The sequence below is a fragment of the Paraburkholderia sp. PAMB 6770 genome, from assembly GCF_057748135.1.
The window spans coordinates 2015284-2041862 of record NZ_CM173238.1 but is presented as its reverse complement, the minus strand read 5'-3'; the positions used below and the strand labels follow the sequence as shown (position 1 = coordinate 2041862).

Here is a 26579-nt window from a genome sequence, read left to right as displayed (position 1 = left end):
ATGTGTTACGCATTCGCCGGCACGCGATGAGCCAGATATCTGATTCGTCGACGGATTTTTCCGTTCGTAAACGTTCGTGATATTTGGAAATCCGGCGCCGCTGCGGCGCTGCTAAGGTCGCCTGATCCGACGACGCTGCCGCCGCTGCCTCCGGCTGCCGGTAAGCGACGGTTCTGCCGCGATCAATGGAGGACGCTCATATGGCTCACGCCCCGCCGTCGCTTGCCGCGCAAGCATGGCTCGCGCGCGGCACGGCCTGCGCGGAACGCGGCGATCTGCTGCAGGCACTCGACTGTTTCGAGCGGGTGTGCGCCGTGCTTCCGGGCGATGCGGCCGCGCATTTTCTGCTGGGCGTCACGCTGGCGCGGCTGGAGCGCTTCGACGAAGCGGTCGTCCGGTTCCGGCAGGCGCTCGCGCTCGCTCCCGGGAACGCCGAATATCATCATCAGCTCGGCTGCTCCCTCGAGCAGCTGCATCGCCTCGAAGAAGCGGCGCAGAGCTACCGTGAAGCGGTCCGGTACGGCACCCAGGTCGACGGGTCCTGCAACAATCTCGGCAACTGTCTGCAGTCGCTCGGCCGCTTCGACGAAGCGCACGCCGCGTATCGGGAGGCGATCGCGCGCGCGCCGCGCAACCCGGTCTATTACCGCAACTATGTGCAGGCGAAAGCGCTGGAGCCGGACGATCCGTGTCTCGATGCGATGCAGGCGCTATTGCAGCAAATCGACACGTTGACGCCCGGGCACCAGGCGCAGCTGCATTTCGCGCTCGGTCAGGCGCGAGCCGACCTCGGCGAGCATCCGGTGTCGTTTGGGCATCTGCTGCAGGCGAATGCGCTGCATCGGCGCAGCGTGCACTACGACGAAGCACTGACGCTCGGGCTGCTCGCGCGTCTGCCCGCGCTGTTCGGCACGGACTTGCTGCGCGGGCTGCGGGGCGCGGGAGAGCCGGATGCGACCCCGGTGTTCATCGTCGGGATGCCGCGCTCGGGTTCGTCGCTGATCGAACAGATTCTCGCGAGCCATCCCGACGTGCATGGCGTCGGCGAGCAGCCGGATTTCAGCAAGGCCTTGACGCATGCGCTCGCCCGCACGCCCGACGAGCGCGACAAGCTGAATCTCGACGCGCTCTCCGGCGCGCCTTCCGCGCAGTTGGCCGCGCAGTTGGCCCCGCAGTTTGCCGCCCTCGGCGCGGACTATCTGCGCCGCCTGCGTGCCCGCGTGCCCGAGGGCGCGCGCGGCCTGCGCATCACCGACAAGTACCTGTTCAACTTCATGCACATCGGGCTGATCCATCTGGCGTTGCCGCGTGCGCGGATCGTCCATAGCCGGCGCTCGCCGGTGGACACGTGTCTGTCGATCTTTGCACGGCTGTTCAACGATGTGCCGTTCGGCTATGAGCTGGGCGAACTCGGCCGCTACTACCGGGCCTACGACGCGACCATGGCGCACTGGCGCAGCGTGTTGCCCGAAGGCGTGATGCTCGAAGTGGATTACGCGTCGCTCGTCGACGATCTCGAAGGGCAGGTGCGCCGCATGCTCGCGCATTGCGGCCTGACGTGGGATGCGCGCTGCCTCGCGTTTCACCGCACCGAGCGGCAGGTGACGACCGCCAGCGCGCCGCAGGTGCGCAAGCCGATTTATCGGAGTTCGCTCGCGCGCTGGCGTCCCGAGGCGGCGCTGCTCGCGCCGCTCTACACGGGACTCGGTCCGGCGCTGTCCGGCGAGGACGACGCGGCGGCGCCGCGCGGCGGCTGAGCGCCGCCGCAAACGCGTGACGCTAGCGGGCGTCGCTTCTGAACGTGCGCAGCGCGCATGCGTCCGGATGCTCGGCGAGCGAGACGAACGTCTGCGGATTCGTCGAACCGTCGAGTGCGTCGATCGCGCCTTCCTCGATGTTGTAGACCCAGCCGTGCAGATTCAGCTGGCCTTGCGACAACGCGACGGCCACCGACGGGTGCGTCCGCAGGTTCGCGAGCTGCGCGACGACGTTCTCGCGCACCAGCGAGTTCAGCCGGTCGCGCGGTGTCGGAAATTCGCGCGCCGCGTTGATGGCCTTGGCGGCATCCGCGTGACGCAGCCAGGCGCCGACCGCCGGCAGGTGGTCGAGGCACATGCAGCTCGAGATGGCCGTCATCGCGCCGCAGTCCGAATGCCCGCAGATCACGATATCGGTCACGTGCAGCACGGCGACCGCGTATTCGACGGTAGCCGACACGCCGCCGGGCTCCGGGCCGTATGACGGCACGATGTTGCCGGCATTGCGGATCACGAACATCTCGCCCGGTCCGCGTTGCGTGAACAGTTCCGGCACGACGCGGCTGTCCGAGCACGTGACGAACAGCACGCCCGGGTTCTGGCTCGTGGCGAGCCGCTTGAACAGGTCCGAGCGCGCGGGAAAGACTTCCCGCTGGAATTTCAGAAAACCTTCGATGATGTCTTGCATTGGCGAGCCTCCTGACCTCGATCGTCGAGGCCGGCTCGCGGGTGCGAGCCGGCGCATCTCAGTCCGGATTGTAAGGGGTCGGCGGGGCGGGTTGAAGTCGGCCGGTTTTTCGGACCGGGGCGCGGGCGGTGGCACAGGCCGTTGCGGGGCGCTGCGCCGGCAGGCGCGGCGTGACGAGCCGGGGCCCCGTTAGTGGGCGATGGCGACGACGGGCGGCGGCACATGCAGCCCGTGCAGATGCAGCAGCGGATAGACGCCGACGATGAACGCCCCGTACAGCGCCGCCATCGTGACGCCCGCTGCCGTTCCCCAGACGTCGCGCGACGCGGCGCCCTGGCGGAAGTGCATGGGCAGCCCGACGACGAGGTAGCCGAACACGAAAAACGCGAGCACCGCGGCGACCGGCGACATGTCGTGTCCGACGTATTCGAGCAGCGCACTCAGGCTGAAATGAACCATGGTGGTCGATACAAAAGAAGGGGGCCTGCACAGGTAAAAGGAACGCCCCGATTTAAAGCGATTCATCGCCTGGGGTCAAGCCGGAAAACGTTATTGTTTTTTACTGGATTTGAAATGAAACGACCATTTGCTTTCATCTTGTAGTATTGCTGCAATCGTTTCATCCGGAGCGGCGCAGCGCGGCTGTCCGGCCGGCGTGGGGGCCGGTTCAGCGCCTGCGCGGCGGGCCTCGGCGCAACGGGTCGAGCAGCATGCGCAAGCCGTTATGATCGATTTCATGCATCAGCGCCAGCAGGCGTCCGGTTTCACCGCGCGGAAAACCCGTTTTCGCAAACCAGTTCAGATAATGGCCCGGTAAATCCGCAATCGGCCGGCCCGCGTATTTTCCGAACGGCATCACGTGGGTCAGCAGGCATTCGAGTGTCGCGGCGTCCGGCGGGCTCGCGGGCGGCGGCGCGCCCTCGGGGCGGGGGGCAGAGGTCGGGTCGGCCATTTACGCCTCGCGCGGACGGTGTCCGCTCACGTGCGCGCCCGCATGGCGTGCAAGACCGAATACGTCGACGAGGGCGATGAGCGCGAGCGCCGCGACCATCACGAACGCGAGCCGGAAGTCGGCCGGCGTCGCGCGCGGCGCGCCGTGGCCGTGCAGCCATGCGGCCGCCCGCAGCGCGATCGCGCCCGCCGCGACCCCCATGCCCATCGTCATCTGCACGAGCGTGCTCGAGAGCGTCGAGGCTGCGCTCATCTGCGGTTTCGGCACGTCGGCGAAGCTCAGCGTGTTCAGCGCGGTGAACTGAACCGAGCGCGTGAGACCGCTCGCAAACAGCACGGCGATCATGGCCGGCACGGGGCTCGCGCGCGTGAGCAGGCCGATCGCCGCGAGCGACAGCGCAACGAGCGTGCCGTTTGCGAGCAGCACGGTGCGAAAGCCAAAGCGGCGCATCAATGGGGTCGTGACGAGCTTCATCGCGAGATTGCCGGCGAAGATCGCGAGCGTGATGAGCCCCGAGCGAAACGCGCTCATCCCGAAGCCGACCTGCAGCATCAGCGGCACGAGAAACGGCACCGCGCCGATCGACATCCGGAACAGCGAGCCGCCGCCGACCGCAACTGCGAACGTGCGGATCCGGAACGCCGACAGATCGACCACCGGATGCGCGCAGCGACGCAGGTGACGCCACGCGACGCCGGCCGCCGCGAGCCCGATGCCGAGAACGCCGAGCGCGGCGGGCCATGACACGTCGCTGCGTCCGATCAGTTCCATCGCGTACATCACCGCCGTGCCGGCGAGGCCGCACAGCGCGAAGCCCGTCACGTCGAACGGCCGGCGCGCCGCGGGCTCGCCGGCCGGCATGAAGCGCGACGCGAGCAGTATCCCGGCGAGGCCGAGCGGCAGATTCAGATAGAAGATCCAGCGCCACGACGCATAGGTGGTGATCAGCCCGCCCAGCGGCGGCCCGAGTACCGGCGCGACGAGCCCGGGCCATGTGATCACCGAGATCGCGTCCATCAGACGGTCCTTCGGGGTGGCGCGCAGCACCGCGAGCCGGCCGACCGGCACCATCATCGCGCCGCCCAGGCCCTGCGCGACGCGCGCCGCGGTGAATGCGGCAAGGCCGTGCGTGAGACCGCACACCACGGAGGCGGCCGTGAACAGCGCCAGCGCCGCGCTGAACACGCGGCGCACGCCGAAGCGCTCGGCGATCCAGCCGCTCGCCGGAATGAACACGGCGAGCGTCAGCAGATAGGACGTGATGCCGATGCTGAGGTCGGCCGGATGCACGCCGAACGAGCGCGCCATCTGCGGCAGCGCGGTCGCGATCACGGTGCCGTCGAGGTTCTCCATGAAGAACGCGGCGGCAACCAGCGTCGCGACGCGCACGGGCATGGCGTGCGCGGCCGGCGCGCCTGGCGGGGCCGATTGCTGCGGCGCTGCGACGGCCGTGCGCGCGGGATGATGTCGCCGTCTCTGGTTCATTCACTCAATGTGGTGCGGTTCGATGGGATACCGCCGACGCGGTCGCGCCGATCTTCCGGCTAGCCGGAGCGGTCCCGGCATGTTCGCGAAGGCCGGGCGGAACACCGGACACGGAGCGCGAGAACACCGGATCGGCACGCGGCTTGCGCAGCATCGTAGCAAGCGCGACGCATTCGTGCTCGCGACGAGGATCATCGCGCCCGCGCGTCGCCCGCCATACCCGCGCGATCTGCGCGATCTGCGCGGCGCACGCAACCCGTTCGATCGCAGGAGCCGCGCGGAGGCGCTGCACGGCACGCCGCATGCGATCGCGAGCGGTCGCGATGGCGACGCCCGCGCGGAGGAAGGAGAAGCGCGCGGACGCGGACGTGACACTCACGGCCGGTTAGCAGACCGGCGCCGGGGCCGGGGCGGGAGTCGGGGTCGGAGTCGGAGTCGGAGTCGGAGTCGGAGCCGGAGTCGGAGTCGGAGTCGGAGTCGGGGCCGCGACCGGGGCCGGCCGGCTGCACGGACCGTGGCCGGATCCGGCGCGCGAGTGGGCGTCGCAGGGGGCCGGCCCGCGCGTTGTCCGTTACGGGGCGCGCGGCGCCATGTGCGGACAAGGTTGTGCGCGCAACGGATTCGGGGAGACATCCGCGCCCGCGGCGACAGGCGCCGCGAGAATCCGCTTACGGCTTGCCGTTTATGGTCGATGCCCCCGCCGCCGCCCCCGACGCCGCTGCCGACGCTGCGGCTGCTGCGGATGCCGCAGACGCCGCCGCAGCAGCCGACGCCGCACGCGCCGCAACCGGCGCGTTCTCGCCGAGATCCCAGAAGAGGCCCGCCATCATCTGCAGCCCCTCGCGGACCACCGGGCCGAGCAGATGCTCGTTCGGCGCGTGCTGCGAGCATGCCGGATACGAGTGCGGCACCCAGATCGTCGGCAGCCCGAGGATGTCGGCGAACACCTCGTTGGGCAGCGTGCCGCCGAGGTTCGGCAGCACCGCGACCGGCTTGCCGGTGGTCTGCGCAATCGACCCGATCGCCCACTGGACCCACGGATCGTCGGGATCGAGCCGCGTCGCGGGCGCGCCGCGCTCGACCTCGACCTCGACGTCCGCGAAGCCGTGCGCGTCCAGGTGCGCGCGCAGATGCTGCGCGAGCCGCTCCCAGTCCGTGCCGACCACGAAACGCAACTGGCCATGCGCGAACGCCGACGGCGGAATCGCATTGACCGGCTTGTCCGGATTGCCGGCCTTGAACGCCAGCACTTCGAGGCTGTTCCAGCCGAACACGCGCTCGGCCGGCGTGAGGCCGGGTTCGCCCCAGTGCGCGTCGACCGGCGGATCGCCGGGGCCGCCGCCGACGCGGATGTCGGCGAGCGCGCGGCGCACCGCGTCGGGGATCGGCGGCGGGCGCAGGCCCTCGACCGCGATCGCGCCGCGCGCATCGACGAGACTCGCGAGCGCATGCGCGAGCACGATGGCCGGATTGCGCAGCAGGCCGCCCCAGTTGCCGGAGTGATGCGCGCCGTCGCGCAGGGTCAGCGCGAGGCGAAAATTCACCGCGCCGCGCGAACCGAGAAACACGGTCGGCCGCCGCGCGGCGAGCCGGGGACCGTCGGAGGCGATCAGCACGTCGGCCGCGAGTTCGTCTGCGAAGTGGCGGCAGATCGCGTCGAGCCCGGGGGAGCCGGCTTCTTCGCCCATCTCGATCAGCAGTTTCGCGTTGAAGCCGAGCGAGCCTCCGCGTGCGGCGAGCACGCTGGCGAGCGCGGCCAGGTTGATCGAGTGCTGGCCCTTGTTGTCTGCGGTGCCGCGGCCATACCAGCGCTCGCCCTCGACGGTCACGGCCCACGGCGTGAGGCCGTCGCGCCACTGGGCGTCGTAGCCGCGCACGACGTCGCCGTGTCCGTAGATCAGCACGGTCGGCAGCGTGTCGCTTTCGTGCCGGCTCGCAATCAGGAACGGCCCGAAGTCGCCGGCGGGGTTGTCGACGATGCGCGTCGCGAAGCCGAGCCGCTCGGCCGCGGGCGCGATTTCGCCGCTCAGGTACGCGCGCAGCGCGGGCACGCATCCCGCCTCCTGGCTTTCGGTGCGCGCGCCGACCCGCCGGTTCAGGTCGGCGAGGAAGTCGCCCGACTCGAAGTGATGGGTGGCGTGCTGGATGGCCTCGTCTCGGCTCAAGATCGTCTCCGCGGGAATGGCATGTGGTCGATTCTAGGGGGGGCGCTTTTTTGCCACAATGAGCGAATTTAGAAGTGCGCCTTGCCGAAACGGCAACGCATCGGGCGCGCGCGGCGGGCGCCGGCGTGCGGTCCGGGGAGGGCAGGGCGCGCGGCGGCGGCCGTGCGATAATCCGCTCATTCGCCTTCCGTACGGCGGTTCGCGCCGGGTACGGCGGGGCCTTTCTGATGCGTTGTCCAATTGAAAAACCTGCTCGTCACCCTGGATCAGCTTGCGCAGTTCGATGAGGTCGTCGACGTGCGCACGCCGCTCGAATTCGCCGAGGATCACGTGCCTCGCGCAATCAATGCCCCGGTGCTCAGCAACGAGGAGCGGGTGATCGTGGGCACGATGTACAAGCAGGTGTCGCCGTTCGAGGCGACGTGCGTCGGCGCGGCGATGGTCGCGCGCAACATCGCGCATCACCTGGAGACCACCTTCGCGGGCCGCCCGCGCAACTGGCGCCCGCTGATCTACTGCTGGCGCGGCGGCAAGCGCTCCGGCTCGATGACCACGTGGTTCAACCTGATCGGCTGGCAGGCGCGCCAGCTCGAAGGCGGCTACAAGACCTACCGGCGCTCGGTGCTCGACACGCTCGGCAGCGCGCCTCACCGCCTTGCCTGTATCGCGCTGACCGGCCATACCGGCACCGGCAAGACGCGGCTGCTGCACGCTCTGCGCGAGGCGGGTGCGCAGGTGCTCGACCTCGAAGGGCTCGCGTGCCACCGCGGCTCGCTGCTCGGTGCGCTGCCGGATCGGCCGCAACCCGGGCAAAAGGCGTTCGATACCGCACTCGCGGGCGAGCTGGCGCGCTTCGACGCGCGCCGGCCGGTGTTCGTCGAGGCGGAGAGCCGGCGCATCGGCGCGATCACGCTGCCCGATGCGCTGCTCGCGGCGCTGCATCGTGGCGTCTGCGTCGATGTCGCGGCGCCGCGCGACGCGCGCATCACGTTCCTGCTGCAGGATTACGCGCACCTGTTCGACAATCCGGCGGGCTTTCGACAGCAGCTCGACCGGTTGATCGGTCTGCACAGCCGCGAGCAGGTGATGCGCTGGCATCAGCTCGTCGACGCCGGCAGCCTCGACGATCTGCAGGCGCGCGAGCAACTGTTCGGGGAACTGATCGAGCGTCATTACGATCCCGCTTATCTGCGCAGCAGCCGCCAGCATTTCAGCCGGCTCGGCGACGCGGTGCCGTTCGTGTTTCAGCCGAATGCGGCCGACAGCGTCGCCCAGGCGCGCACGCTGCTCGGGCAACTGGCCGCGGCCGGCGTGAGCGGGCTCGACGCGGCGCCGGCGCGCGCCGCCGACGTGCAGGACGCCGGTCCCGGGGGAGGCGCGCCAGCGCGGGTTTCACCGCAGCTTCAGGCACACGCGCCAGCCCCTGCGCCGTCCGGTGCTCCGGACCGGCTGCCGGGCGACGCGTGCGCCGGCGCGAGCGGCTTTGAGCAGCACGCTGGAACCGTCGGCAAACCCTGAGGCTTGCCTTTTTCGAATCCGTTCCCGACCCGAGCGATGATGAACACGACCCATCCGTCCCGCCCCGCCTCGAACTGGCCGCCGTTCCTGCTTTTCCTGCTGGTCGCAGTGATCGGCCTGTTCTATGTCAAATGGTCTCCTTACTATCACCGCGCGTTCACGGCGGCGGCGACCCATTCGATCGGCAACTCGATCCTGATGGGCAAGGACGCGAGCCCGCCCGCGCCGTCGCTCGCGGCCGCGTATGGCTATGCGCTTGTCTATGGCAAGGCGATCTGGCAGGCGATGGTGCTCGGCCTGCTGCTCGGCTCGGCGGTGCAGGTGCTGCTGCCGGTGCAGTGGATCGCGCGCGTGCTCGGACGGACCGGCTTTGGCAGCGTCGCCGCGGGCGGCCTGCTGGCGATACCCGGGATGATGTGCACCTGTTGCGCCGCGCCGGTCGTGGTCGGCCTGCGCGCGCGCCACGCGTCGCCGGGTGGCGCGATCGCGTTCTGGCTCGGCAACTCCGTGCTCAATCCGGCCACGCTCGTGTTCATGGGCTTCGTGCTCGGCTGGAACTGGGTTGCGCTGCGCGTCGTGCTCGGCGTGCTGATGGTGTTCGGGCTCGGCTATCTGGTGAACCGGCTCGTCACGCCGCGCGAAGCGCGCGCCGCCGACGAGCAGCTGGCGCGGCTCGCCGCGCAGCAGCAGACGGCCGGCGGCGGTCTGTTCGTGCGCTGGCTGAGCCTGTTCGCGCGGCTCGCGCTGCGGCTCATTCCGGAGTACATCGTGCTGGTGCTGCTGCTCGGCGCGGCGCGCGCGTGGCTCTTTCCGCACGTCGGGCCGGCGATCGGCAACGAGTTTGGCTGGATCGTCGCGCTCGCGGTAGCCGGCATGCTGTTCGTGATTCCGACCGCGGGCGAAGTGCCGATCATCCAGGCGATGCTGGCGCTCGGCATGGGCGTGGCTCCGGCGGGTGCGCTGCTGATGACGCTGCCGCCGGTCAGCGTGCCGTCGCTCGCGATGCTGATGCGTTCGTTCTCGCCGCGCATGCTCGCGCTGGTGGCGGTGTCGGTGGTCGGGTTCGGCGTGGCGGCGGGCATGCTCGCGCTTGCGCTCGGTTTCCACGCCTAGTTTTTACGCCCGCATTTGCGGTTGTTGTTTTACGGTTGTTTCTCGCATTAAGCATCCAGGCGCGCGGGCGGCTTCCCGTGGCGCCGGCGCGTTGCCGGGCCCGCGGCGGAATCGGCGGTCGGCTGGAATCAGGACAAGATCAGCACAAGATCAGGACAGGCTATGGCGCAGCAAAAAACTCATCCGAAACTCGAACAGGCGCTCACGCGCGGCGATCTCGCGATTCGTCAGGCGAACTCGGCGCGCGCGACCGCGTTGTTGCGCGCACTCGGCAAGATGATCGTCGATGCATCGGCGACGATCGGCGTGGAAGCCTTCACGCTGATTCCCGATGGCGATCGCATTTACGATCCCGCCGGCGGCTTGTGGCCGCAGGAACTGCTGGTGTCGCTCGACGGCCCGGTCGAGGAAGCCGACCCCGACGAACTGCGCACGGTACGTCTGCTGGCCGACGAGCCGAAGACGATGTTCCGCACCGAATGGCAGCGCGCCGACGGCAAGCGCGGCCGCCACGACGGCGGGCCGTTCGCGACGGTCGGCTTCATTTCCGACGTCGAGATTCCGTGGAGCGATGACGAGGAATGACGGCGAGGGATGACGGCGAGGGATGACGGCGAGGGATGACGGCGAGGGATGACGGCGAGGGATGACGCGCGGCGAGGTGTGGCGGCGTGACGAGGCATGATGGTGCGACGCCGGCACGGATCGATCTCAGGTCGCGGCCGGGGCGCTCGCGCGTTGGCGCATGAGCGCATCAGGGGGGCGCGCATCAAGCGTGTTCGCGCATCAGGGGGCACCCATCAAGCGTGTTCACCCATCAGCCATCAGCCCATCAGCGCATCAGCCATCAGCGCATCAGCCATCAGCGCATCATCCGGCGCCGGAACAGCACCGCGCACGCATAGAACGGCACGAGCACCCAGGCCGCCAGCACTGCGACGTGCAGCGCCGCGCCGTCGAGCGGACGGCCGAGCATCGCGGCGCGGATCAGGTCCACCGCATGCGCGAGCGGCAACACCTGCGTGATGTGCTGCACGAGCGGCGGCAACTGGCTGACCGGAAAGAACACGCCGCACAGCAGCATCATCGGCGTGAGCGCGAGGGTCTGGTAGAACATGAAGAAGTCGTAGGACGGCGCGAGCGCGGTGACGATCATCGCGATGCTCGCGAACGCGAGACCGGCCAGCATGATGACCGGCAGCGCGAGCAGCATCGACGGAAAACTCGCATAGCCGAGCACCCCGGCGACCAGCATGATCGCGGCGCCGGACAGCATCGCCTTGCTGCCGGCCCAGACGATTTCGCCGAGCACGATGTCGCCGAGCGTGAGCGGCGTGTGCATGATCGCCTCCCAGGTGCGCTGCACGTGCATGCGCGAGAAGCCGGAGTACATCGCTTCGAAGCTTGCCGACATCATCACGCTCGACGCGACCGTCCCCGACGCGAGAAATGCGATGTACGACACGCCGTCGACATGGCCGACCATCAGCCCGAGGCCGAAGCCGAGCCCGAACAGATAGATCATCGGGTCCGCGAGGTTGCCGATCATCGACGCAGCTGCGAGCTTGCGCCACACCAGATAGTTGCGTCGCCACACGGCCATCCAGTTGCAGGCGTTCGCGGGCAGCGCGGCAAACGGCGGACTGGCGTGGCGGGCGTCACCGGGGGTGTCGTAGGTGCGGGCGTCCATGGTCGCAAAATTCCTTGGCGTGAAAGCGGGCAGGCCGCTCAGTCCTGCATTTCGCGGCCGGTGAGCCGCAGGAAGACGTCTTCGAGGTTCGCCGGGCGGTGCAGATACCGCAGGTCGGCGCGCTGCCGCAGGCGCGCCAGTACCGGCTCGGCGTCGCTGACATAGCAGAAGAGCGTCTCGCCGCTCACTTCGGTGCGCTGCGCGAGCGGCGCCAGGGCGTCGCGCAGCGCGGCCGGGTCGGAGCCGTAAATCTCGATCACGTCGCAGCCGATTTCGGAGGCGATCAGTTCGCCCGGCGCACCTTCGGCGATCTTGCGCCCTTCCTCGATCACGCAGAGGCGATGACAGAGCCGCTCGGCTTCTTCCATGAAATGCGTGGTGAGCAGGATCGTCTTGCCCCGCGCGAGCAGCGAGCGCAGCCGTTCCCAGATCAGATGGCGTGCCTGTGGATCGAGCCCGGTGGTGGGCTCGTCCATGATCAGCACGTCCGGATCGTTGACGAGCGCCCGGGCGAGCGTGAGGCGCCGCTTCATGCCGCCCGACAGTTCGCCGACGCGCGCGTCCGCCTTGTTTTCGAGGCGCGCGAACGCGAGCAGCGCGGGCACCATCGCGCGGGCCTGCGCGGTGCTGAGTCCGAAGTAGCGGCCGAAGACCAGCAGGTTTTCACGGACCGTGAAGTCGGGATCGAGATTGTCGAACTGCGGCACGACGCCGACGCGCGCGCGCGCGAAACGCGAGCGCGCGGGAATCGGTTCGCCGCACAGCCGGATCGTGCCGGCGTCCGGAGCAGCGATGCCGAGCAGCATCCTCAGCGTGGTGGTCTTGCCAGCGCCGTTCGGTCCGAGCAGTCCGAAGCACTCGCCCGCGCGCACGTGGAACGACAGGTCGTCGACCACGGTCTTACCGGTATAGCTTTTGCGGACTTGAAGGAACTCAATAGCGGCTTCTGACATGGGGCGATAGGGTCCGAAACACAGGAAAGACCGGTCGGGCTGATCATTCTAGGGCATCGGCGCGGTACTGTCGGCGGTGGCGGCGTGAGCCGCGTGCCGGGGCAGGGGTGTTGCGCTGCGATATCCGGCGGCGGCCTCGTCCGGGCGGGCAACGGGGAGCGCTCCGCCTGTTAGCGTTTTCCAGCCCTTGCCAGCCGAATTGCGGCGCACCATGATGGAGACGAGAACCGCGATCGGCGCGGAAGGGAGATCATCATGGCGAGCTACAAGAAAATTCTGTTGTGCTACGACGGCTCGCGCGAGGGCCGCAAGGCGTTGCGCTGCGGTGCGGATCTGGCGCTGGACCTGAAGGCGGAGACGCATCTGCTGTCCGTGGTGGACATGCGGTCGAGCATCGCGCAAAGCGCCGGACTGCTGACGGACGTGGCCTGCGGCAGCTTCGAGAAAGCCGCGCGCGACATCCTGCAGGAGGGTGTCGACTGGCTGACCGAGCGCGGCGTGCGGGCGCAGGGGCATTTCGCGTTTGGTCATCCGATCGACGAAATTGCGAATCTGTCCAGCGAGCTGCAGGTGGACCTCGTCGTCGTCGGGCACCGTTGCCGCACCGGGCTGTCGCGCTGGTGGATGGGCGCGGGCAACACGCCATTGCTCGACCGCGTTTCGTGCAGCATCCTCGTGGCGTGCTCGTCCGCGCAGGAGCAGCAACAGGCCGCCGCCGAGGCTGCAGCCTGATTCTCGCGCGGCTCCGCGGCTGGGCCCTTGCGGGTCTCTCGTTCTCGCGTGGACCGTTGCCTGGGCCCGTGTTGGGGCCGTTGTTTAGGCTGTTGTTTGGATCGACGGGTTTGGCCTAGTCGCCCAGTTCGACGGCCGCCAGCTTCCAGGTGAACCACCCCTCGCGATGCAAGATCGCGCGGTAGCGTGCGTCGCCCACGCCATGCTGGTAGGTGACGACGAATTCATTCAGGCTGCGATAGCCCGCGTGCGTGTGCGGCGGCGCAGATGGCTCAGACGGGACGGACGCGGCGCCGGTAGCCGCAGTGCCTGGCGTGGCGTCTGCAGCCGCGGAAGGGGCCGTGTCCGGCGGCCGCTGCTGCGGGTTGCCGCTCGGCGGCATGCCGTTGAGCAACGCCGCGACGCCGGCAGGCGTCGCGTAGGCATCGACCAGCGGCCCGACCAGTGCAATGCCGATCATCGCGCCCAGCGCCGCGAACGGATTGCCGCTGCCGTGCACGCGACGCGTCATGAGGCCCGCGATCTGCTCCTTCAGGCTCTCGCGCAGCGCGGGGTAGTCCACGTATTCGCTGACGGTTTGCGCATCGCGCGCGTCGGCGGCCTGCTTCAGACGGTTGAGCGCGACATAGGGGGAGGCATAGCCGTAACCCAGTATCGCGACCAGCGCGACAACGATGAGAACCGCAATGAACGGCTTCGTGGAGCCGCGGCTGGCGCGGGGTGAGACTCGGGTTGCGGCCGAGGTGGAAACCGCGGGTGAAACTGAGGTTGAAACCGGCATCGTACGGCGCGCTCCAGAAAGTGAGGCCAGGTGTAGAGCCAGACACGGAGCCAGACACAGGGTCAGGCACAGGGTCAGGCACGTGGCCAGACGCGGGGCCGAGGTGGGCGCGTGCGGTGATGGAGTCCGTTAGCGGCTCGCGACGCCCGCGCTTTCCTCTGCAATGCAGCGGTCGATCATGCGGCATACGGCGTCCAGCGTGCCGACCATGATGACGCGCGACGGTCCATGGTACACGCGCACCGGCGCGCGGCGCGCCGGCTCCGCCATATGGAGCCCGGCATTCAGCGACACGCGTGCGAAAGCTGGCAAGGCAGACGGCGGGGTGCGCGGTGCGCCCGATACGCTGCGGTCTGGGTGGGCCGCGGGCGCCGGATCGAACAGCGAGCCGCTGGGCGGGCCGGCGTCGAGCGGCGCGCACGGCACGACGCCGCGCAGGTGACGCAGACGGCCGAACTGGCGAAAGGGCAGCAGGCGGGCAAGGCGTTCCATGCGTTTCTCCAGACGGGATTCAGACAGGGTTCAGACGGTTCTTCAGACGGTTCAGAATTCGGTGGGACGGATCAGCCCCACCGCAATGCCTTCGAGCGCGAAATCTGCACTGCCGGCCTCGACGAAGATGTTTTCGTAATCGGGGTTCTCGGCAATCAGTTCGATGCCGTTCGTGCGGCGCTTCAGACGCTTCACGGTGACGTCGTCGCCGAGGCGCGCAACGATGATCTGCCCGTCTTTTGCCTCGCTGCGCCGCTGCACGGCGAGCAGGTCGCCGTCGAAGATGCCGGCGTCGCGCATCGACAGCCCGCGGACTTTCAGCAGGTAGTCGGGCTTGCTCGAGAACAGCGCCGGGTCGCATGCGTAGTGCTGCGCGATGTGCTCCTGCGCGAGGATCGGGCTGCCCGCCGCGACGCGGCCGATCAGCGGCAGCGACAGTTGCAGCAGCGCCGCATGCGGCAGCGTCAGCTGGTGCGGCGCGTCGTCCTGCCCGGCCAGCAGCCGGATGCCGCGCGAAGCGCCGGCCGCGAGCTCGATCACGCCCTTGCGCGCGAGCGCGCGCAGATGTTCCTCCGCCGAGTTCGCCGAGCTGAAGCCGAGTTCCGCGGCTATTTCGGCGCGGGTGGGCGGAAAGCCCGTGCGCTCGATCGCGCGGCGGATCAGATCGAAAACCTGCTGCTGTCGTGCGGTGAGTTTGGTCATGGCGCCACTGTATGGATAGACAGGTGACTGTATTTTTATACAGTATCGGGCACTTTTCAAGTGTTACGTGAAGTCCCCGGCGCCAGAGCGTGCCGCGGCCCGTCTCGCATCGATTACAATCGCCGCCATGACTACCTCGCCTTCCACCGCTTCCACGCACGCCGCCGCGCCGGCGCGCGTCCTGCCGCGCATCGCGGTGCTGGCCACCGGCGGCACGATCGCCGGCTCCGCGGCCGACGCGACCCATACCGCGGGCTACCAGGCCGGCGTGGTCGGCGTCAACCAGCTCCTCGACGCGGTGCCGGCGCTTGCCGGCGTCGCGCGGATCGCGCCCGAGCAGGTCGCGAGCGTCGACAGCAAGGACGTGGCGCTCGCGCTGTGGACGCTGCTCGCCGCGCGGGTGAACGCGCTCGCGGCGGATGACGCGATCGACGCCATCGTGATCACGCACGGCACCGATACGCTCGAAGAAACCGCTTACCTGCTGCACCTCACCGTGCACACCCGCAAGCCGGTGGTGCTGACCGCGGCGATGCGGCCGTCCACCGCGCTGTCGGCCGACGGCCCGCTGAACCTGCTGAACGCGGTGACGGTCGCGGCGAGCGCCGCGGCCGCCGGACAGGGCGTGCTGGTGGCGTTCAACAACCGCATTCACAGCGCGCGCGACGTCGTCAAGGTCAGCACCTATGCGGTGGACGCGTTCCAGTCGCCCGAGGTCGGCGCGCTCGGCTGGGTGCAGGATGGCCGCGTCGAGTTCCAGCGCGGGGTCGTGCGCGCGCATCCGCTCCCGGGCGGGTTCGCGGCCGGCGACGACTGGCCGGCCGTCGAGGTCGTCACGAGCTATGCGGGGGCGTCGCGCGTCGCGGTCGATGCGCTTGTCGCCGCGGGCGTGCGCGGCATCGTCGTCGCCGGCACAGGCAACGGCTCGATTCACGCTACCGTGCAGCAGGCGCTGGCCGAAGCGGCGAAGGCGGGCGTCGCGGTGGTGCGCGCGTCGCGTGTCGGATCGGGCCACGTGATGCGCAACGGCGCGGCGCCCGACGATGCGCTCGGCTTCGTGAGCGCGGGCTCGCTCAATCCGTACAAGGCGCGGGTGCTGCTGATGCTGGCACTCGCAGCGGGCGTGGCTGGGGCCGACGCGCTGCAGCAGGTGTTCGACACGTACTGACGCGCGAGGCGGGCGCTGCGCCCGCCCGGTCGGTCGGGCTCGCGGAAAGAGGGGGCGGGCGCCCGTCTGCGTGGGCGTACAGTGCACAGTACTCCTGTGTATTGGGGCGCTCCTGCGTGTGCCGCCCCATGCCCGCGTCGCTCACGGCCCACAGCCCAGAATTCACGACCCGCAACCCGCAACCCGCAACCCCAATGAAACGCGACACGCTCCCGGCCATCCTGGCAAAACGCGAACGAATGTGAGCTAGCAGACAGTGGCGGCGCGTGCGGCCGTCTACGATCCGCTTCGTCCATTTTCCTCTTTGCGTGGCGCGATTCGTGATGAGCGTGTCGAAGCTCCAGTCGTGGGGGCGTTATCCGTATGCGCTCCAGTTCCCTTGCCGGCCCGGCTGGCGCGACGGCATCGAGGCCGCGCTCGCGCTCGCGCGCGAACGCTTCGGCACCACGCTGCCGTTCGGCAACGGCCGCAGCTATGGCGACAGTTGTCTCGCGGCCACCGATCACGTGCTGCAGTTGCGCGGACTCGACCGCTTCATCGCCGCCGACTGGGAACAGGGCGTCGTGCGCGCCGAAGCTGGCGTCACGCTCGGCGAAGTGCTCGCGCTCGCGGTGCCGCGCGGCTGGATGCTGCCCGTCACGCCCGGCACGCAGTTCGTCACGCTCGGCGGCGCGGTCGCCAACGACGTGCACGGCAAGAACCATCATGTGCGCGGCACGTTCGGCGCGCACGTGCGGCGCTTCGCGCTGGTGCGCTCCGATCGCGGCGCGCTCGAATGCGCGCCCGACGAAAACACGGCGCTGTTTCGCGCGACGATCGGCGGCCTCGGGCTGACCGGGATCGTCGCGTGGGTCGAGATCCAGCTGATGCGGGCCGGCTCCGCCTACATCACGCAGACGAGCGTGCCGCTCGCGAATCTGGACGCGTTTCTGCAGGTGTCGGCCGAGTACGATGCGCGGCACGAGTACGGCGTTGCGTGGGTCGATTGCCTGAGCGGCGGCGCGGCCCTCGGGCGCGGCATCTATCTGGCCGGCGACCACGCGGACGACGGCGACTTCACGCTGCCGGCCGCGCGCAGGCGCAACGTGCCGTTCACGCCGCCGTGCTCGCCGGTGAACCGCTTCACGATCAAGGCGTTCAATGCGCATTACTACTGGCGCCACGCGCAGGCCGCACGCGAGAGCCGGGTCGACTTCGCGCGTTTCTTCTATCCGCTCGACGGCGTGCGCAACTGGAACCGCATGTACGGACGGCGCGGGTTCCAGCAGCATCAGTGCGTGCTTCCGGATGCGGCCGCGCGCGATGCGCTGCGGGCGATGCTCGCGGCGATCGCGAAGAGCGGCGCGGGCTCCTTTCTCGCGGTGCTCAAGCGCTGCGGCACGCGGGTGTCGCCGGGGCTGCTGTCGTTCCCGATGCCCGGGGTGTCGCTCGCGCTCGATTTCCCGCAGCACGAACGTGCGAACGCGGAGCTGTTTGCGCGGCTCGATGCGATCGTGCGCGAGGCCGGCGGCCGCCAGTACCCCGCGAAGGACGCCCACATGAGCGGGGCCGATTTCCGCGCGGCCTATCCGGCATGGCAAACCCTCGAAACACTGCGCGACCCGGCGTTGATGTCGCGCTTCTGGAAACGGACCACACAGTCATGAAGAACGTTCTGATCGTCGGGGCGACGTCCGCCATCGCGCTCGCCTGCGCGCGGCGCTGGGCCGCGCAGGGCGCGCGCCTGTTTCTCGCCGGGCGTCACGCGGCGCGGCTCGACCAGCTTGCGCAAGACCTGCGCGTGCGCGGCGCGCGCGAAACCTTCACCTGTGCGCTCGATCTCACCGCGCGCGACGCGCATCCGGCGATGCTCGCCGCGTGCCGCGCCGCGCTCGGGCAGATCGACATCGTGCTGATCGCGCACGGCACGCTCTCGGATCAGGCCGAATGCGAGCGCGACGTCGAGGCGGCGATGCGCGAGCTGTCCACCAACGCGCTGTCGACGATCGCGCTGCTCACGCTGCTCGCGAACGTGTTCGAGGCGCAGCGCAGCGGCACGATCGCGGTGATTTCGTCGGTGGCGGGCGACCGCGGCCGCGCGTCGAACTACGTGTACGGCGCCGCGAAGGCGGCGGTCACGACGTTTTGCGAGGGCTTGCGCGCGCGGCTGTTCAAGTGCGGCGTGCGGGTGCTGACGATCAAGCCCGGCTTCGTCGATACGCCGATGACCGCCGGCCTCGCGCTGCCGGGCCCGCTTGTCGCGTCGCCGGAGCGGGTCGCGGCGGACATCGTGCGCGCGATCGCGCGCGGCCGGGATTCGCTGTACACGCCGTGGTTCTGGGCGGGCATCATGCTCGTGATCCGCGCGTTGCCCGGCTTCGTCTTCAAGCGCGCGCCGCTGTGAGGTCCGCGCGCGCACTGTCCGCCGCGCGCCGTCGGCGCGCCACGTTTCGCTTGCCGGGAGGATTCGCGTGTTGAACCCGCAGCGCCTGAGTGCGCCGTTTACCGGAACCCGGCTCGTCGTCGGGTACGCGCTGTTCGCCGCGCTGTCGATCGTCGCCAATCTCGCGAGCCAGAAGCTCGCATTTGCGCTGTACCGGGGCGCGGCCGCCGTCGCGCTGTCGGTCGGCGTCGGCACCGCGGTGGGGCTCGTCGTCAAGTATGCGCTCGACAAGGCATGGATCTTCCGCTACGCGCATCGCAGCGTCGCGCACGGAATGAAGACCTTCGTGCTGTACGTCGCGATGGGCGGCGCAACGACCGCGATCTTCTGGGGTGCGGAGTTCGGCGCGAACGCGCTGTTCCACTCGGAGCCGGCGCGCCTCGCGGGCGGCGCGCTCGGGCTCGTGCTCGGCTACGTCGTCAAATACCGGCTCGACCGGCGTTTTGTGTTTGCATGATCGGTCGTGCGCTGGCGCACAGTGGGCCGCGCGCCGCATCCCTAGCATCGCGGGGTAGAGGCAGGCAAGGTGTGCGCGCCGCGCGCGGCGCGGCGGCCTGCGGACCGACAGGCGACGAGGGATAAACATGGCGAGCGCAACGATCCCACTGTGCGTGGATCTCGACGGCACGCTGACGCGGACCGACTTTCTGCTCGAAGGACTGCTGGTCCTGCTGAAGAACAATCCGCTGGCGATTTTCCTGTGCCTGCGCTGGATCGTGCACGGCAAGGCCTACATGAAAGAGCAGATCGCGCGGCGCGTGACGATCGACGTCGGCGTGCTGCCGTACAACACGCAGCTCGTGGACTATCTGCGCGAGGAGCACTCGGCGGGCCGCCCGCTGTATCTGTGCACCGCGTCGAACCGGCGCTTCGCGAATCAGGTCGCGGAGCATTTCGGCCTGTTCGACGGCGTGCTCGCGAGCACCGAGGAGCAGAACCTGCTCGGGCGCAACAAGGCGCGCGCGCTCGTCGAGCAGTTCGGCGACGGCGGCTTCGACTACTGCGGCGACGCGCTCGCGGACGTGCCGGTGTGGCGCCAGGCGCGGCGCGCGATCGTGGTCGGCGACCGGCATATCGCGGCGGCCGCCGGCCGCGTCAACGCGGCGATCATCTTCTTCGAGCGCAAGCGCCGCATGCTGCCGCTGCTGCTGAAGGAAATGCGCGTGCACCAGTGGGTGAAGAACATCCTGATCTTCCTGCCGCTGCTCACCGCGCACCGCTTCACCGACGTCGGCGCGCTCGTCGCGGCCGGCATTGCGTTTGCGTCGTTCAGCCTGTGTGCGTCGTCGGTCTATCTGCTGAACGACATGCTCGATCTCGACGCCGACCGCCGGCATGCGCGCAAGCGCAGCCGTCCGTTCGCATCGGGCAGTCTGCCGCTGTCGTTCGGCATCGTGATGACGGTGCTGCTGCTCGCGGCGGGCGCGGGCCTCGCGCTGCTGCTGCCCTGGCATTTCGGCGCGGTGCTGGCCGCGTACCTGGCCGCCACGGTCGCGTATTCGTTCAGCCTGAAGCGCATGGCGCTCGTCGACGTGTTCACGCTCGCGTGCCTGTACACGGTACGCGTGATCGCCGGCGGCACGGCCGACGGCATCGCGCTGTCGTACTGGCTGATTCTCTTTTGCGTGCCGATCTTTCTGAGTCTCGCGATGGTCAAGCGCTACGTCGAGCTCGACGGCATCTTGCGCCAGGGCAAGACCGAAGCGGCGGGGCGCGGCTATATCGCGCAGGACATCTCGATCCTGCGCTCGTTCGGCACCGCGTCCGCGTATCTGGCGGTGCTGGTGCTCGCGCTCTATCTGAATTCGCCCGAGTTAAAGCTGCTCTACCGGCATCCACAGGGATTGTGGGCGGTGTTCGCGCTGACGCTCTACTGGGTCAGCCGGATCTGGATGTTCGCGTTCCGCGGGCAGATGCACGACGATCCGATCGTGTTCGCTTTCAAGGATCGCGTGAGCGTGGCGGTGATCGGGCTGTGCGCGGCGAGCATGATACTTGCGATGTAGCCGCGCGGCGCTGGGCGCGCCGCTTCGATGACTGTGTGCAATCCGACAGACGGACACCCGACGACGACGTCTGACCGACCAAGGCTTCCCCGGCGCCGCCGGGTGCCGCTGCGGACCCCACTCGCCGCTCTCAGCCCAGAGCGGCGCGATTTGTCCGGTGCCGCGCGCCTAGCTGCGCGCGCGACACCGGACGCCCCACCTGCCGGCCGCCGCGCGGCGGCCGCTGTCCTGCTGTTGTGCTGCGGGTTGTGCTGCCGTGTGCTCAGGCGGCCTTGGCCGCCTTGGCCGGCGCTTCGGCGATTTCGAAGTTCGCCATGATTTCGAGCGCGCGGATCATCGCGGAGTGATCCCACGCCTTGCCGCCGTTCGCCGCGCAGACGCTGAACAGCTGCTGGGCGCTCGCGGTGTGCGGCAGCGCGATGCCGAGCTTGCGCGCGCCGTCGATCGCGAGGTTCAGATCCTTCTGGTGCAGCTCGATCCGGAAGCCCGGATCGAACGTGCGCTTCGTCATCCGCTCGCCGTGCACTTCGAGAATGCGCGACGACGCGAAGCCGCCCATCAGCGCGCGGCGCACGCGTTCCGGATCGGCGCCCGAGCGTGCGGCGAACAGCAGCGCTTCGGCGACCGCTTCGATGTTCAGCGCGACGATGATCTGGTTCGCGACCTTGCAGGTCTGGCCTGCGCCGTTCTCGCCGATCAGCGAGACGTTCTTGCCCATCAGCTCGAACAGCGGCTTCGCGGCGGCGAACGACTTTTCCGGGCCGCCGACCATGATCGTGAGCGTCGCCTCGCGTGCGCCGACTTCGCCGCCCGAGACCGGCGCGTCGAGGTAGTCGCAGCCGAGCGCATTGATCTGCTTCGCGAAGCCCTGCGTGTCGAGCGGCGAGATCGAGCTCATGTCGATCACCAGCTTGCCCGCGCTCAGGCCCTTCGCGACGCCGTCATCGGCGAACAGCACGTTCGCGACGTCCGGCGTGTCCGGCACCATGATGATGATCACGTCCGCGGCCTGTGCAACCGCGGTCGAGTTCGCGACGGTCGTCACGGTCGCGCTGCCGGCGAGATCCTCGGGAACCGGGAAGGCGCCGTTCACGAACAGCGAGTGGCCGCCCTTGAGCAGGTTGCGCGCCATGTGCGAGCCCATGATGCCGAGGCCAATGAAACCAATCTTTGCCATGTGTTGAATCTCCGTGGTGGATGGGGGGGCGAGTGCCCGCCTGAGTCTCCTGCGCCGCGTATCAGGCGGCTGCGTGGGCTGCGCCGCGCGTCTGGCCGGCGATGCGCTGCACCCAGCCGAGACCCTCGGCGGTCGTCGTGCGCGGCTTGTACTCGCAGCCGACGTAGCCGTCGTAGCCGAGCGAATCGAGCAGCTCGAACAGGAACGGGTAATTGATCTCGCCCGTGCCGGGCTCGTGGCGGCCCGGGTTGTCGGCAAGCTGGACGTGTCCGATCGACGCGATGTTCTTGCGGATCGTGGCGGCCAGTTCGCCCTCCATCCGTTGCATGTGATAGATGTCGTACTGCAGGAACAGGTTGTCCGAGCCGACCGCGCGGATCACGTCGAGCCCGTCGGCCGAGCGGTTCAGCGCGAAGCCCGGGATGTCGTACGAATTGCACGGCTCGACCAGCAGCCGGATGCCTTCGCGCTTGAGCGCCTCGGCGGCGAAGCGCAGGTTCTCGACGATCGTCGCGCGCGCGCGGCCCGCGTCGACGCCCGGACCGGGAATGCCGACGAGGCAGTTCAGTTGCGGCACGCGCAGCGCCTTCGCGTAGTCGATCGCGCGGCCGACGCCTTCCTGGAACTCGGCGACGCGATCCGGCAGGCACGCGATGCCGCGCTCGCCGGCTTCCCAGTTGCCGGCCGGCAGGTTGTGCAGCACGAGCTTCAGCCGGTTGCGCTCGAGGCGCTCGGCGAGTTCTTCGACCTTGTACGGGTACGGAAACAGGAATTCGACAGCGGTGAAGCCCGCGTCCGCAGCCGCGGCAAAGCGGTCGAGGAACGGCACTTCGTTGAACAGCATCGTCAGGTTTGCAGCGAATTTCGGCATGGTGCGGAAGTCTCGTTGGTCGGTCAGGGAACGCGGGGCGCCGCCGCAGCGGCGCCCCGCAGGTGATGCGGGAAATACGTCGGCGGGGGCCGTGCTCAGTCGAGCAGGCTGACCGCGGTCGGCGCGTCGGCACGCGATCCGGCCAGTTCCTCGAACTCGTTGACCGCGTCGATCTCGGTGCCCATCGAAATGTTCGTCACACGTTCGAGGATCACTTCGACGACCACCGGCACGCCGAACTCGCCGAGCATCGACTGCGCCTTGCGCAGCGCCGGCTCCAGCTCCTCCGGCTTGAACACGCGGAGCGCCTTGCAGCCGAGGCCTTCGGCGACCGCGACGTGGTCCACGCCGTAGCCGTTCACTTCCGGCGCATTCACGTTGTCGAACGCGAGCTGCACGCAGTAGTCCATCTCGAACGCGCGCTGGGCCTGGCGGATCAGCCCGAGGTACGAGTTGTTCACGACCACGTGCACGTACGGCAGCTTGAATTGCGCACCGACCGCGAGTTCCTCGATCATGAACTGGAAGTCGTAGTCACCCGACAGCGCGACGATCGGCCGCTGCGGATCCGCGGCGCGCACGCCGAGCGCAGCCGGAATGGTCCAGCCGAGCGGGCCGGCCTGGCCGCAGTTGATCCAGTTGCGCGCCTTGTACACGTGCAGGAACTGCGCGGCGGCGATCTGCGACAGGCCGATCGTGCTGACGTAGCAGGTATCGCGGCCGAACACGCGGTTCATTTCCTCGTACACGCGCTGCGGCTTGACCGGCACGTTGTCGAAGTGCGTCTTGCGCTGCATCGTGCGCTTGCGCTCCTGGCAGTCGGCGACCCACGCGCCGCGGTCTTTCAGCTTGCCCGCGGCCTTCCATTCGCGCGCCACTTCGACGAACAGTTCGAGCGCGGCCTTCGCGTCGGACACGATGCCCAGATCCGGGCCGAACACGCGGCCGATCTGCGTGGGCTCGATGTCGACGTGCACGAACTTGCGGCCCTTCGTGTAGACCTCGACGCTGCCGGTGTGGCGGTTCGCCCAGCGGTTGCCGATGCCGAGCACGAAGTCGGAGGCGAGCATCGTCGCGTTGCCGTAGCGGTGCGAGGTCTGCAGGCCGACCATGCCGGCCATCAGCGGATGGTCGTCGGGGATCGCGCCCCACGACATCAGCGTCGGAATCACCGGCACGCCGAGCGTCTCGGCGAACTGCACGAGCAGGTCCTCGGCCGCCGCGTTGAGCACGCCGCCGCCCGACACGATCAGCGGACGCTCGGCGTCGTTCAGCAGCGTGAGCGCCGCCTCGATCTGCTTGCGCGTCGCCTTCGGCTTGTAGACCGGCAGCGGCTCGTAGGTGTCGATGTCGAACTCGATCTCGGCGAGCTGCACGTCGATCGGCAGGTCGATCAGCACCGGACCCGGGCGGCCCGAGCGCATCAGGTGGAACGCCTGCTGGAACGCGCGCGGCACCAGCGCCGGCTCGCGCACCGTCACCGCCCACTTCGTGACCGGCTTGGCGATCGACTCGATGTCGACGGCCTGGAAGTCTTCCTTGTACAGGCGCGCGCGCGGCGCCTGGCCGGTGATCGCGAGAATCGGAATCGAGTCGGCCTGGGCGGAGTAGAGACCAGTGATCATGTCGGTGCCGGCGGGGCCCGAGGTGCCGATGCACACGCCGATGTTGCCCGGACGGGCCCGCGTGTAGCCTTCGGCCATGTGCGAGGCGCCCTCGACGTGACGGGCCAGCACGTGGCTGATGTTGCCGGCGCGGCGCATCGCCGAATAGAACGGGTTGATCGCGGCGCCCGGCACGCCGAAGGCGGTTTCGATGCCTTCTTTTTCGAGCACCAGCACGGCGGCGTCAACGGCTCTCATCTTGGCCATGAATGTCTCCTGTCAGTCTGCAATGCGGATCAATGGGGTTGATGAGGACTTTAGGCGTTACCGAAAGGTTTGATAAGATCAGTAGCAGTCGCGTGTTACGCAACAAAAAGTATGGAATGACGATGAAATTGGGGGCTGTCCGCAGCCGCCCGCCACGGGCGCCGCCGCGCCCGGCGGGCGCGCCGCGTGGCCCCGCGAGGAGACGAGATGGACCGCTTCAAACAGATCGAGACCTTCGTGCGGGTCGCCGAGGCCGGCAGCCTCGCGGCGGCGGCGCTCGAAGAGGGCGTCTCGCCGGTGATCCTCGGGCGGCGCATCGACGCGCTCGAAAAGCGTCTCGGCGTGAAGCTGATGTACCGCTCGACGCGCCGGCTCGTCGTGAGCGAGCAGGGCGCCGCGTTCCTCGAACGCTGCCGCGGCCTGCTGACCGACTGGGAGCAGGCGGAAAACGAACTGGCGGCCGGCCGCCGCGCGGTGAGCGGGCACCTGATCGTGTCCGCGCCCGCCGCCTTCGGCCGCAAGCACGTCGCGCCGCTCGCGCCGGCGTTTCTCGCGGACAAGCCGGAGCTGCAGCTCTCGTTCAACCTGACCGACCGGGTGGTCGACCTCGTGCGCGAGGGCTACGACCTGTCGATCCGCATTGGCGGCGCGGTCGATCCGAACTTCGTCGCGGTGAAGCTCGCGTCGAACCGGCGCGTGGTCTGCGGCACGCCCGCGTATTTCCGCGAGCACGGCAAGCCCGCGACCCTCGAAGACCTGCCGGCGCACAACTGCCTCGCATTCAATCTGCAGGGCGGCCAGAACCGCGGCTGGTACTTCCGCCGCGCGGGCAAGCTGGTGACGGTGCGGGTCGGCGGCACGCTCGACTGCAACGACGGCGAACTGCTGCACCGCTGGGTCTCGGAGGGGCTCGGCCTCGGCTGGCGCTCGACGTGGGAGATCGAGGAGCAGCTCGCGCGCGGCGAGCTCGAGACGGTGCTCGACGAGTTCGCGCTGCCGGATTACGACATCCTCGCGGTCTACCCGCAGCAGCGCTACGTGCCGGCGCGGGTGCGCTATTTCATCGACTATCTGAAGGAAGTCTACGCACGGCCCGGCTACTGGCGCGGCGAGGCGTAACGGCGCCGCCGTCGCGGCGGGCGCATGCGCGGCAGCCGGCGGCGGCCGGGCCGTGGGGCTAAGCCGTTGAAAACACGCCCGAATCTGGACGGAAATGCGCAAAACCTGTTGCGGGGGCGACTTGATCCGGCTATAATTTTGGGCTTCTCACTTGCCGCACCGGTTCCGACGCCCGGGTGGCTTTTATCCACAAGGAGTGTGTATGCGTCATTACGAAATCGTCTTCATCGTGCATCCCGATCAGAGCGAGCAGGTGCCCGCCATGATCGAGCGTTACAAGGGCACGATCACGTCGCACGGTGGCCAGATCCACCGTATCGAAGACTGGGGCCGTCGCCAACTGGCCTACATGATCGAGAAACTCGCGAAGGCTCACTACGTCTGCATGAACATCGAGTGCGACCAGGCTACGCTCGACGAGCTGGAGCACGCGTTCAAGTTCAACGACGCCGTGCTGCGCCACCTGATCGTCAAGATGAAGAAGGCCGAAACCGGCCCGTCGCCGATGATGAAGGAAGTGCAGCGCGAAGAAGCCAAGAAGGCGGCTGCTACGCAACCGTCCGAAGCGCAGGCTTAAGACACCGTATTTAAGCCACCAGGCAAGCGCGTCGCTCTCGTGAACCGGCTGCAGCTCACGGCCAGCGTCGTCGAACGCGAACCGGTGCGGTATACCCCCGCCGGCGTTCCGATCGCAGGCTGCACGCTGCAACACCGCGGTGAAGTCGTCGAGGCCGGGATCACCCGGCAGGTCGAACTGACACTGCCCGCGGTCGCGGCCGGCGAGGCAAGCGGCCAGCTCGAAAGCTGTGCGATGGGCGTCGAGACGCTCTTCACCGGCTTTCTCGCGAAGAAAAGCCGCAACGCGAAGACCCTGGTGTTTCACATCACAGCATTGCAGGACATTGGAAAGGACTGAA

Annotated in this window: 25 protein-coding genes and 2 pseudogenes; 13 read left to right on the top strand and 14 right to left on the bottom strand. The window is 68.7% G+C overall.

Annotated elements, in window-relative coordinates:
* The first annotated feature begins 200 nt into the window (after positions 1–200).
* Positions 201–1757: a sulfotransferase family protein gene (locus tag AC3AP7_RS09285; protein WP_475763746.1), complete on the top strand. Its 1557-nt coding sequence runs from the start codon at positions 201–203 to the stop codon at positions 1755–1757.
* A 22-nt stretch (positions 1758–1779) separates the two neighbouring features.
* On the opposite strand, the gene AC3AP7_RS09280 is transcribed toward AC3AP7_RS09285, so the two are convergent.
* The 6 genes from AC3AP7_RS09280 to AC3AP7_RS09255 all read right to left on the bottom strand — a co-directional run bounded on the left by AC3AP7_RS09280 (position 1780) and on the right by AC3AP7_RS09255 (position 7047).
* Positions 1780–2445 carry a carbonic anhydrase gene (locus AC3AP7_RS09280; protein ID WP_475763748.1) on the bottom strand — a complete coding sequence of 222 codons (666 nt, stop codon included), beginning with the start codon at positions 2443–2445 and terminating at the stop codon, positions 1780–1782.
* 189 nt (positions 2446–2634) lie between these two features.
* A complete protein-coding gene (locus tag AC3AP7_RS09275) occupies positions 2635–2904 on the bottom strand; it encodes a hypothetical protein (RefSeq protein WP_475763750.1) in 270 nt (89 codons plus the stop codon).
* Between the two features lie 208 nt (positions 2905–3112).
* Positions 3113–3397, bottom strand: a complete 285-nt coding sequence (locus AC3AP7_RS09270; RefSeq protein WP_475763751.1) for a DUF3820 family protein — start codon at positions 3395–3397, stop codon at positions 3113–3115.
* Positions 3398–4792: an MFS transporter gene (locus AC3AP7_RS09265; RefSeq protein WP_475763753.1), complete on the bottom strand. Its 1395-nt coding sequence runs from the start codon at positions 4790–4792 to the stop codon at positions 3398–3400. It lies immediately after the preceding gene.
* Between the two features lie 94 nt (positions 4793–4886).
* On the bottom strand, positions 4887–5261 hold the full coding sequence (locus AC3AP7_RS09260; protein ID WP_475763755.1) for a hypothetical protein: 375 nt from the start codon (positions 5259–5261) through the stop codon (positions 4887–4889).
* Positions 5262–5550: 289 nt separating this feature from the next.
* Complete coding sequence (locus AC3AP7_RS09255; RefSeq protein WP_475763757.1) at positions 5551–7047, bottom strand: M20 family metallopeptidase; 1497 nt, start codon at positions 7045–7047, stop codon at positions 5551–5553.
* A 240-nt stretch (positions 7048–7287) separates the two neighbouring features.
* Between AC3AP7_RS09255 and mnmH the strand changes: the two are divergent.
* The 3 genes and pseudogenes from mnmH to AC3AP7_RS09240 form a co-directional block, all read left to right on the top strand.
* Positions 7288–8406, top strand: a pseudogene (mnmH, locus tag AC3AP7_RS09250) (tRNA 2-selenouridine(34) synthase MnmH); the annotation flags it as partial.
* A gap of 198 nt (positions 8407–8604) precedes the next feature.
* Positions 8605–9678: a permease gene (locus AC3AP7_RS09245; protein ID WP_475768002.1), complete on the top strand. Its 1074-nt coding sequence runs from the start codon at positions 8605–8607 to the stop codon at positions 9676–9678.
* Between the two features lie 162 nt (positions 9679–9840).
* The gene (locus tag AC3AP7_RS09240; protein WP_475763759.1) at positions 9841–10263 is read left to right on the top strand and encodes a hypothetical protein; all 423 of its coding nucleotides are present in this window, start codon (positions 9841–9843) and stop codon (positions 10261–10263) included.
* 277 nt (positions 10264–10540) lie between these two features.
* Here AC3AP7_RS09240 and AC3AP7_RS09235 read toward each other — a convergent pair whose 3' ends face one another.
* Together AC3AP7_RS09235 and nodI are read right to left on the bottom strand one after the other, a co-directional pair.
* Complete coding sequence (locus tag AC3AP7_RS09235; RefSeq protein WP_475763761.1) at positions 10541–11368, bottom strand: ABC transporter permease; 828 nt, start codon at positions 11366–11368, stop codon at positions 10541–10543.
* 38 nt (positions 11369–11406) lie between these two features.
* Complete coding sequence (gene nodI / locus AC3AP7_RS09230; protein WP_475763763.1) at positions 11407–12321, bottom strand: nodulation factor ABC transporter ATP-binding protein NodI; 915 nt, start codon at positions 12319–12321, stop codon at positions 11407–11409.
* Positions 12322–12576: 255 nt separating this feature from the next.
* On the opposite strand from nodI, the gene AC3AP7_RS09225 reads away from it, so the two are divergent.
* Complete coding sequence (locus AC3AP7_RS09225) at positions 12577–13053, top strand: universal stress protein (RefSeq protein ID WP_475763765.1); 477 nt, start codon at positions 12577–12579, stop codon at positions 13051–13053.
* A gap of 115 nt (positions 13054–13168) precedes the next feature.
* Here AC3AP7_RS09225 and AC3AP7_RS09220 read toward each other — a convergent pair whose 3' ends face one another.
* The 3 genes and pseudogenes from AC3AP7_RS09220 to lexA all read right to left on the bottom strand — a co-directional run bounded on the left by AC3AP7_RS09220 (position 13169) and on the right by lexA (position 15028).
* Positions 13169–13834: a DUF2939 domain-containing protein gene (locus AC3AP7_RS09220; protein WP_475763767.1), complete on the bottom strand. Its 666-nt coding sequence runs from the start codon at positions 13832–13834 to the stop codon at positions 13169–13171.
* Between the two features lie 129 nt (positions 13835–13963).
* Positions 13964–14161, bottom strand: a pseudogene (locus tag AC3AP7_RS09215) (hypothetical protein); the annotation flags it as partial.
* Between the two features lie 216 nt (positions 14162–14377).
* The gene (lexA, locus tag AC3AP7_RS09210; RefSeq protein ID WP_475763769.1) at positions 14378–15028 is read right to left on the bottom strand and encodes a transcriptional repressor LexA; all 651 of its coding nucleotides are present in this window, start codon (positions 15026–15028) and stop codon (positions 14378–14380) included.
* 127 nt (positions 15029–15155) lie between these two features.
* Here lexA and AC3AP7_RS09205 point away from each other — a divergent pair, with 127 nt between their 5' ends.
* The 5 genes from AC3AP7_RS09205 to AC3AP7_RS09185 all read left to right on the top strand — a co-directional run bounded on the left by AC3AP7_RS09205 (position 15156) and on the right by AC3AP7_RS09185 (position 20624).
* Positions 15156–16196: an asparaginase gene (locus AC3AP7_RS09205; RefSeq protein WP_475763771.1), complete on the top strand. Its 1041-nt coding sequence runs from the start codon at positions 15156–15158 to the stop codon at positions 16194–16196.
* 329 nt (positions 16197–16525) lie between these two features.
* Positions 16526–17842, top strand: a complete 1317-nt coding sequence (locus AC3AP7_RS09200; protein ID WP_475768004.1) for an FAD-binding oxidoreductase — start codon at positions 16526–16528, stop codon at positions 17840–17842.
* Positions 17839–18579 (top strand): SDR family oxidoreductase, encoded by a 741-nt coding sequence (locus tag AC3AP7_RS09195; RefSeq protein WP_475763773.1) that lies wholly within the window; start codon positions 17839–17841, stop codon positions 18577–18579. The genes AC3AP7_RS09200 and AC3AP7_RS09195 overlap by 4 nt, the downstream gene beginning before the upstream one ends.
* A gap of 67 nt (positions 18580–18646) precedes the next feature.
* Positions 18647–19075, top strand: coding sequence for a GtrA family protein (locus AC3AP7_RS09190; protein WP_475763775.1), 429 nt, complete (start codon positions 18647–18649; stop codon positions 19073–19075).
* A 127-nt stretch (positions 19076–19202) separates the two neighbouring features.
* A complete protein-coding gene (locus tag AC3AP7_RS09185; RefSeq protein ID WP_475763777.1) occupies positions 19203–20624 on the top strand; it encodes a UbiA family prenyltransferase in 1422 nt (473 codons plus the stop codon).
* Between the two features lie 262 nt (positions 20625–20886).
* Here AC3AP7_RS09185 and AC3AP7_RS09180 read toward each other — a convergent pair whose 3' ends face one another.
* From AC3AP7_RS09180 to gcl, 3 genes are all read right to left on the bottom strand, one after another.
* Positions 20887–21801 carry a 2-hydroxy-3-oxopropionate reductase gene (locus AC3AP7_RS09180; protein WP_475763779.1) on the bottom strand — a complete coding sequence of 305 codons (915 nt, stop codon included), beginning with the start codon at positions 21799–21801 and terminating at the stop codon, positions 20887–20889.
* 61 nt (positions 21802–21862) lie between these two features.
* Positions 21863–22672, bottom strand: coding sequence for a hydroxypyruvate isomerase (gene hyi / locus AC3AP7_RS09175; protein ID WP_475763781.1), 810 nt, complete (start codon positions 22670–22672; stop codon positions 21863–21865).
* A 95-nt stretch (positions 22673–22767) separates the two neighbouring features.
* The gene (gcl, locus tag AC3AP7_RS09170; RefSeq protein ID WP_475763782.1) at positions 22768–24543 is read right to left on the bottom strand and encodes a glyoxylate carboligase; all 1776 of its coding nucleotides are present in this window, start codon (positions 24541–24543) and stop codon (positions 22768–22770) included.
* A gap of 207 nt (positions 24544–24750) precedes the next feature.
* Between gcl and AC3AP7_RS09165 the strand changes: the two genes are divergently transcribed.
* The 3 genes from AC3AP7_RS09165 to priB all read left to right on the top strand — a co-directional run bounded on the left by AC3AP7_RS09165 (position 24751) and on the right by priB (position 26578).
* Positions 24751–25662 (top strand): substrate binding domain-containing protein, encoded by a 912-nt coding sequence (locus tag AC3AP7_RS09165; RefSeq protein ID WP_475763784.1) that lies wholly within the window; start codon positions 24751–24753, stop codon positions 25660–25662.
* 202 nt (positions 25663–25864) lie between these two features.
* Complete coding sequence (gene rpsF, locus AC3AP7_RS09160) at positions 25865–26239, top strand: 30S ribosomal protein S6 (RefSeq protein ID WP_475763785.1); 375 nt, start codon at positions 25865–25867, stop codon at positions 26237–26239.
* A gap of 39 nt (positions 26240–26278) precedes the next feature.
* Positions 26279–26578, top strand: a complete 300-nt coding sequence (gene priB / locus AC3AP7_RS09155; RefSeq protein ID WP_475763786.1) for a primosomal replication protein N — start codon at positions 26279–26281, stop codon at positions 26576–26578.
* The last annotated feature ends 1 nt before the right edge of the window (position 26579 follow it).

Bases quoted from the DNA above. Each gene is read 5' to 3' on its own strand.
- AC3AP7_RS09270 (WP_475763751.1), bottom strand. From the start codon at position 3,397: ATGGCCGACCCGACCTCTGCCCCCCGCCCCGAGGGCGCGCCGCCGCCC.
- AC3AP7_RS09235 (WP_475763761.1), bottom strand. From the start codon at position 11,368: ATGGACGCCCGCACCTACGACACCCCCGGTGACGCCCGCCACGCCAGT.
- AC3AP7_RS09165 (WP_475763784.1), top strand. From the start codon at position 24,751: ATGGACCGCTTCAAACAGATCGAGACCTTCGTGCGGGTCGCCGAGGCC.
- rpsF (WP_475763785.1), top strand. From the start codon at position 25,865: ATGCGTCATTACGAAATCGTCTTCATCGTGCATCCCGATCAGAGCGAG.
- nodI (WP_475763763.1), bottom strand. From the start codon at position 12,321: ATGTCAGAAGCCGCTATTGAGTTCCTTCAAGTCCGCAAAAGCTATACC.
- AC3AP7_RS09195 (WP_475763773.1), top strand. From the start codon at position 17,839: ATGAAGAACGTTCTGATCGTCGGGGCGACGTCCGCCATCGCGCTCGCC.
- AC3AP7_RS09225 (WP_475763765.1), top strand. From the start codon at position 12,577: ATGGCGAGCTACAAGAAAATTCTGTTGTGCTACGACGGCTCGCGCGAG.
- AC3AP7_RS09205 (WP_475763771.1), top strand. From the start codon at position 15,156: ATGACTACCTCGCCTTCCACCGCTTCCACGCACGCCGCCGCGCCGGCG.
- hyi (WP_475763781.1), bottom strand. From the start codon at position 22,672: ATGCCGAAATTCGCTGCAAACCTGACGATGCTGTTCAACGAAGTGCCG.
- AC3AP7_RS09220 (WP_475763767.1), bottom strand. From the start codon at position 13,834: ATGCCGGTTTCAACCTCAGTTTCACCCGCGGTTTCCACCTCGGCCGCA.
- AC3AP7_RS09265 (WP_475763753.1), bottom strand. From the start codon at position 4,792: ATGCCCGTGCGCGTCGCGACGCTGGTTGCCGCCGCGTTCTTCATGGAG.
- AC3AP7_RS09185 (WP_475763777.1), top strand. From the start codon at position 19,203: ATGGCGAGCGCAACGATCCCACTGTGCGTGGATCTCGACGGCACGCTG.
- AC3AP7_RS09240 (WP_475763759.1), top strand. From the start codon at position 9,841: ATGGCGCAGCAAAAAACTCATCCGAAACTCGAACAGGCGCTCACGCGC.
- gcl (WP_475763782.1), bottom strand. From the start codon at position 24,543: ATGGCCAAGATGAGAGCCGTTGACGCCGCCGTGCTGGTGCTCGAAAAA.
- AC3AP7_RS09285 (WP_475763746.1), top strand. From the start codon at position 201: ATGGCTCACGCCCCGCCGTCGCTTGCCGCGCAAGCATGGCTCGCGCGC.
- lexA (WP_475763769.1), bottom strand. From the start codon at position 15,028: ATGACCAAACTCACCGCACGACAGCAGCAGGTTTTCGATCTGATCCGC.
- AC3AP7_RS09245 (WP_475768002.1), top strand. From the start codon at position 8,605: ATGAACACGACCCATCCGTCCCGCCCCGCCTCGAACTGGCCGCCGTTC.
- AC3AP7_RS09275 (WP_475763750.1), bottom strand. From the start codon at position 2,904: ATGGTTCATTTCAGCCTGAGTGCGCTGCTCGAATACGTCGGACACGAC.
- AC3AP7_RS09280 (WP_475763748.1), bottom strand. From the start codon at position 2,445: ATGCAAGACATCATCGAAGGTTTTCTGAAATTCCAGCGGGAAGTCTTT.
- AC3AP7_RS09180 (WP_475763779.1), bottom strand. From the start codon at position 21,801: ATGGCAAAGATTGGTTTCATTGGCCTCGGCATCATGGGCTCGCACATG.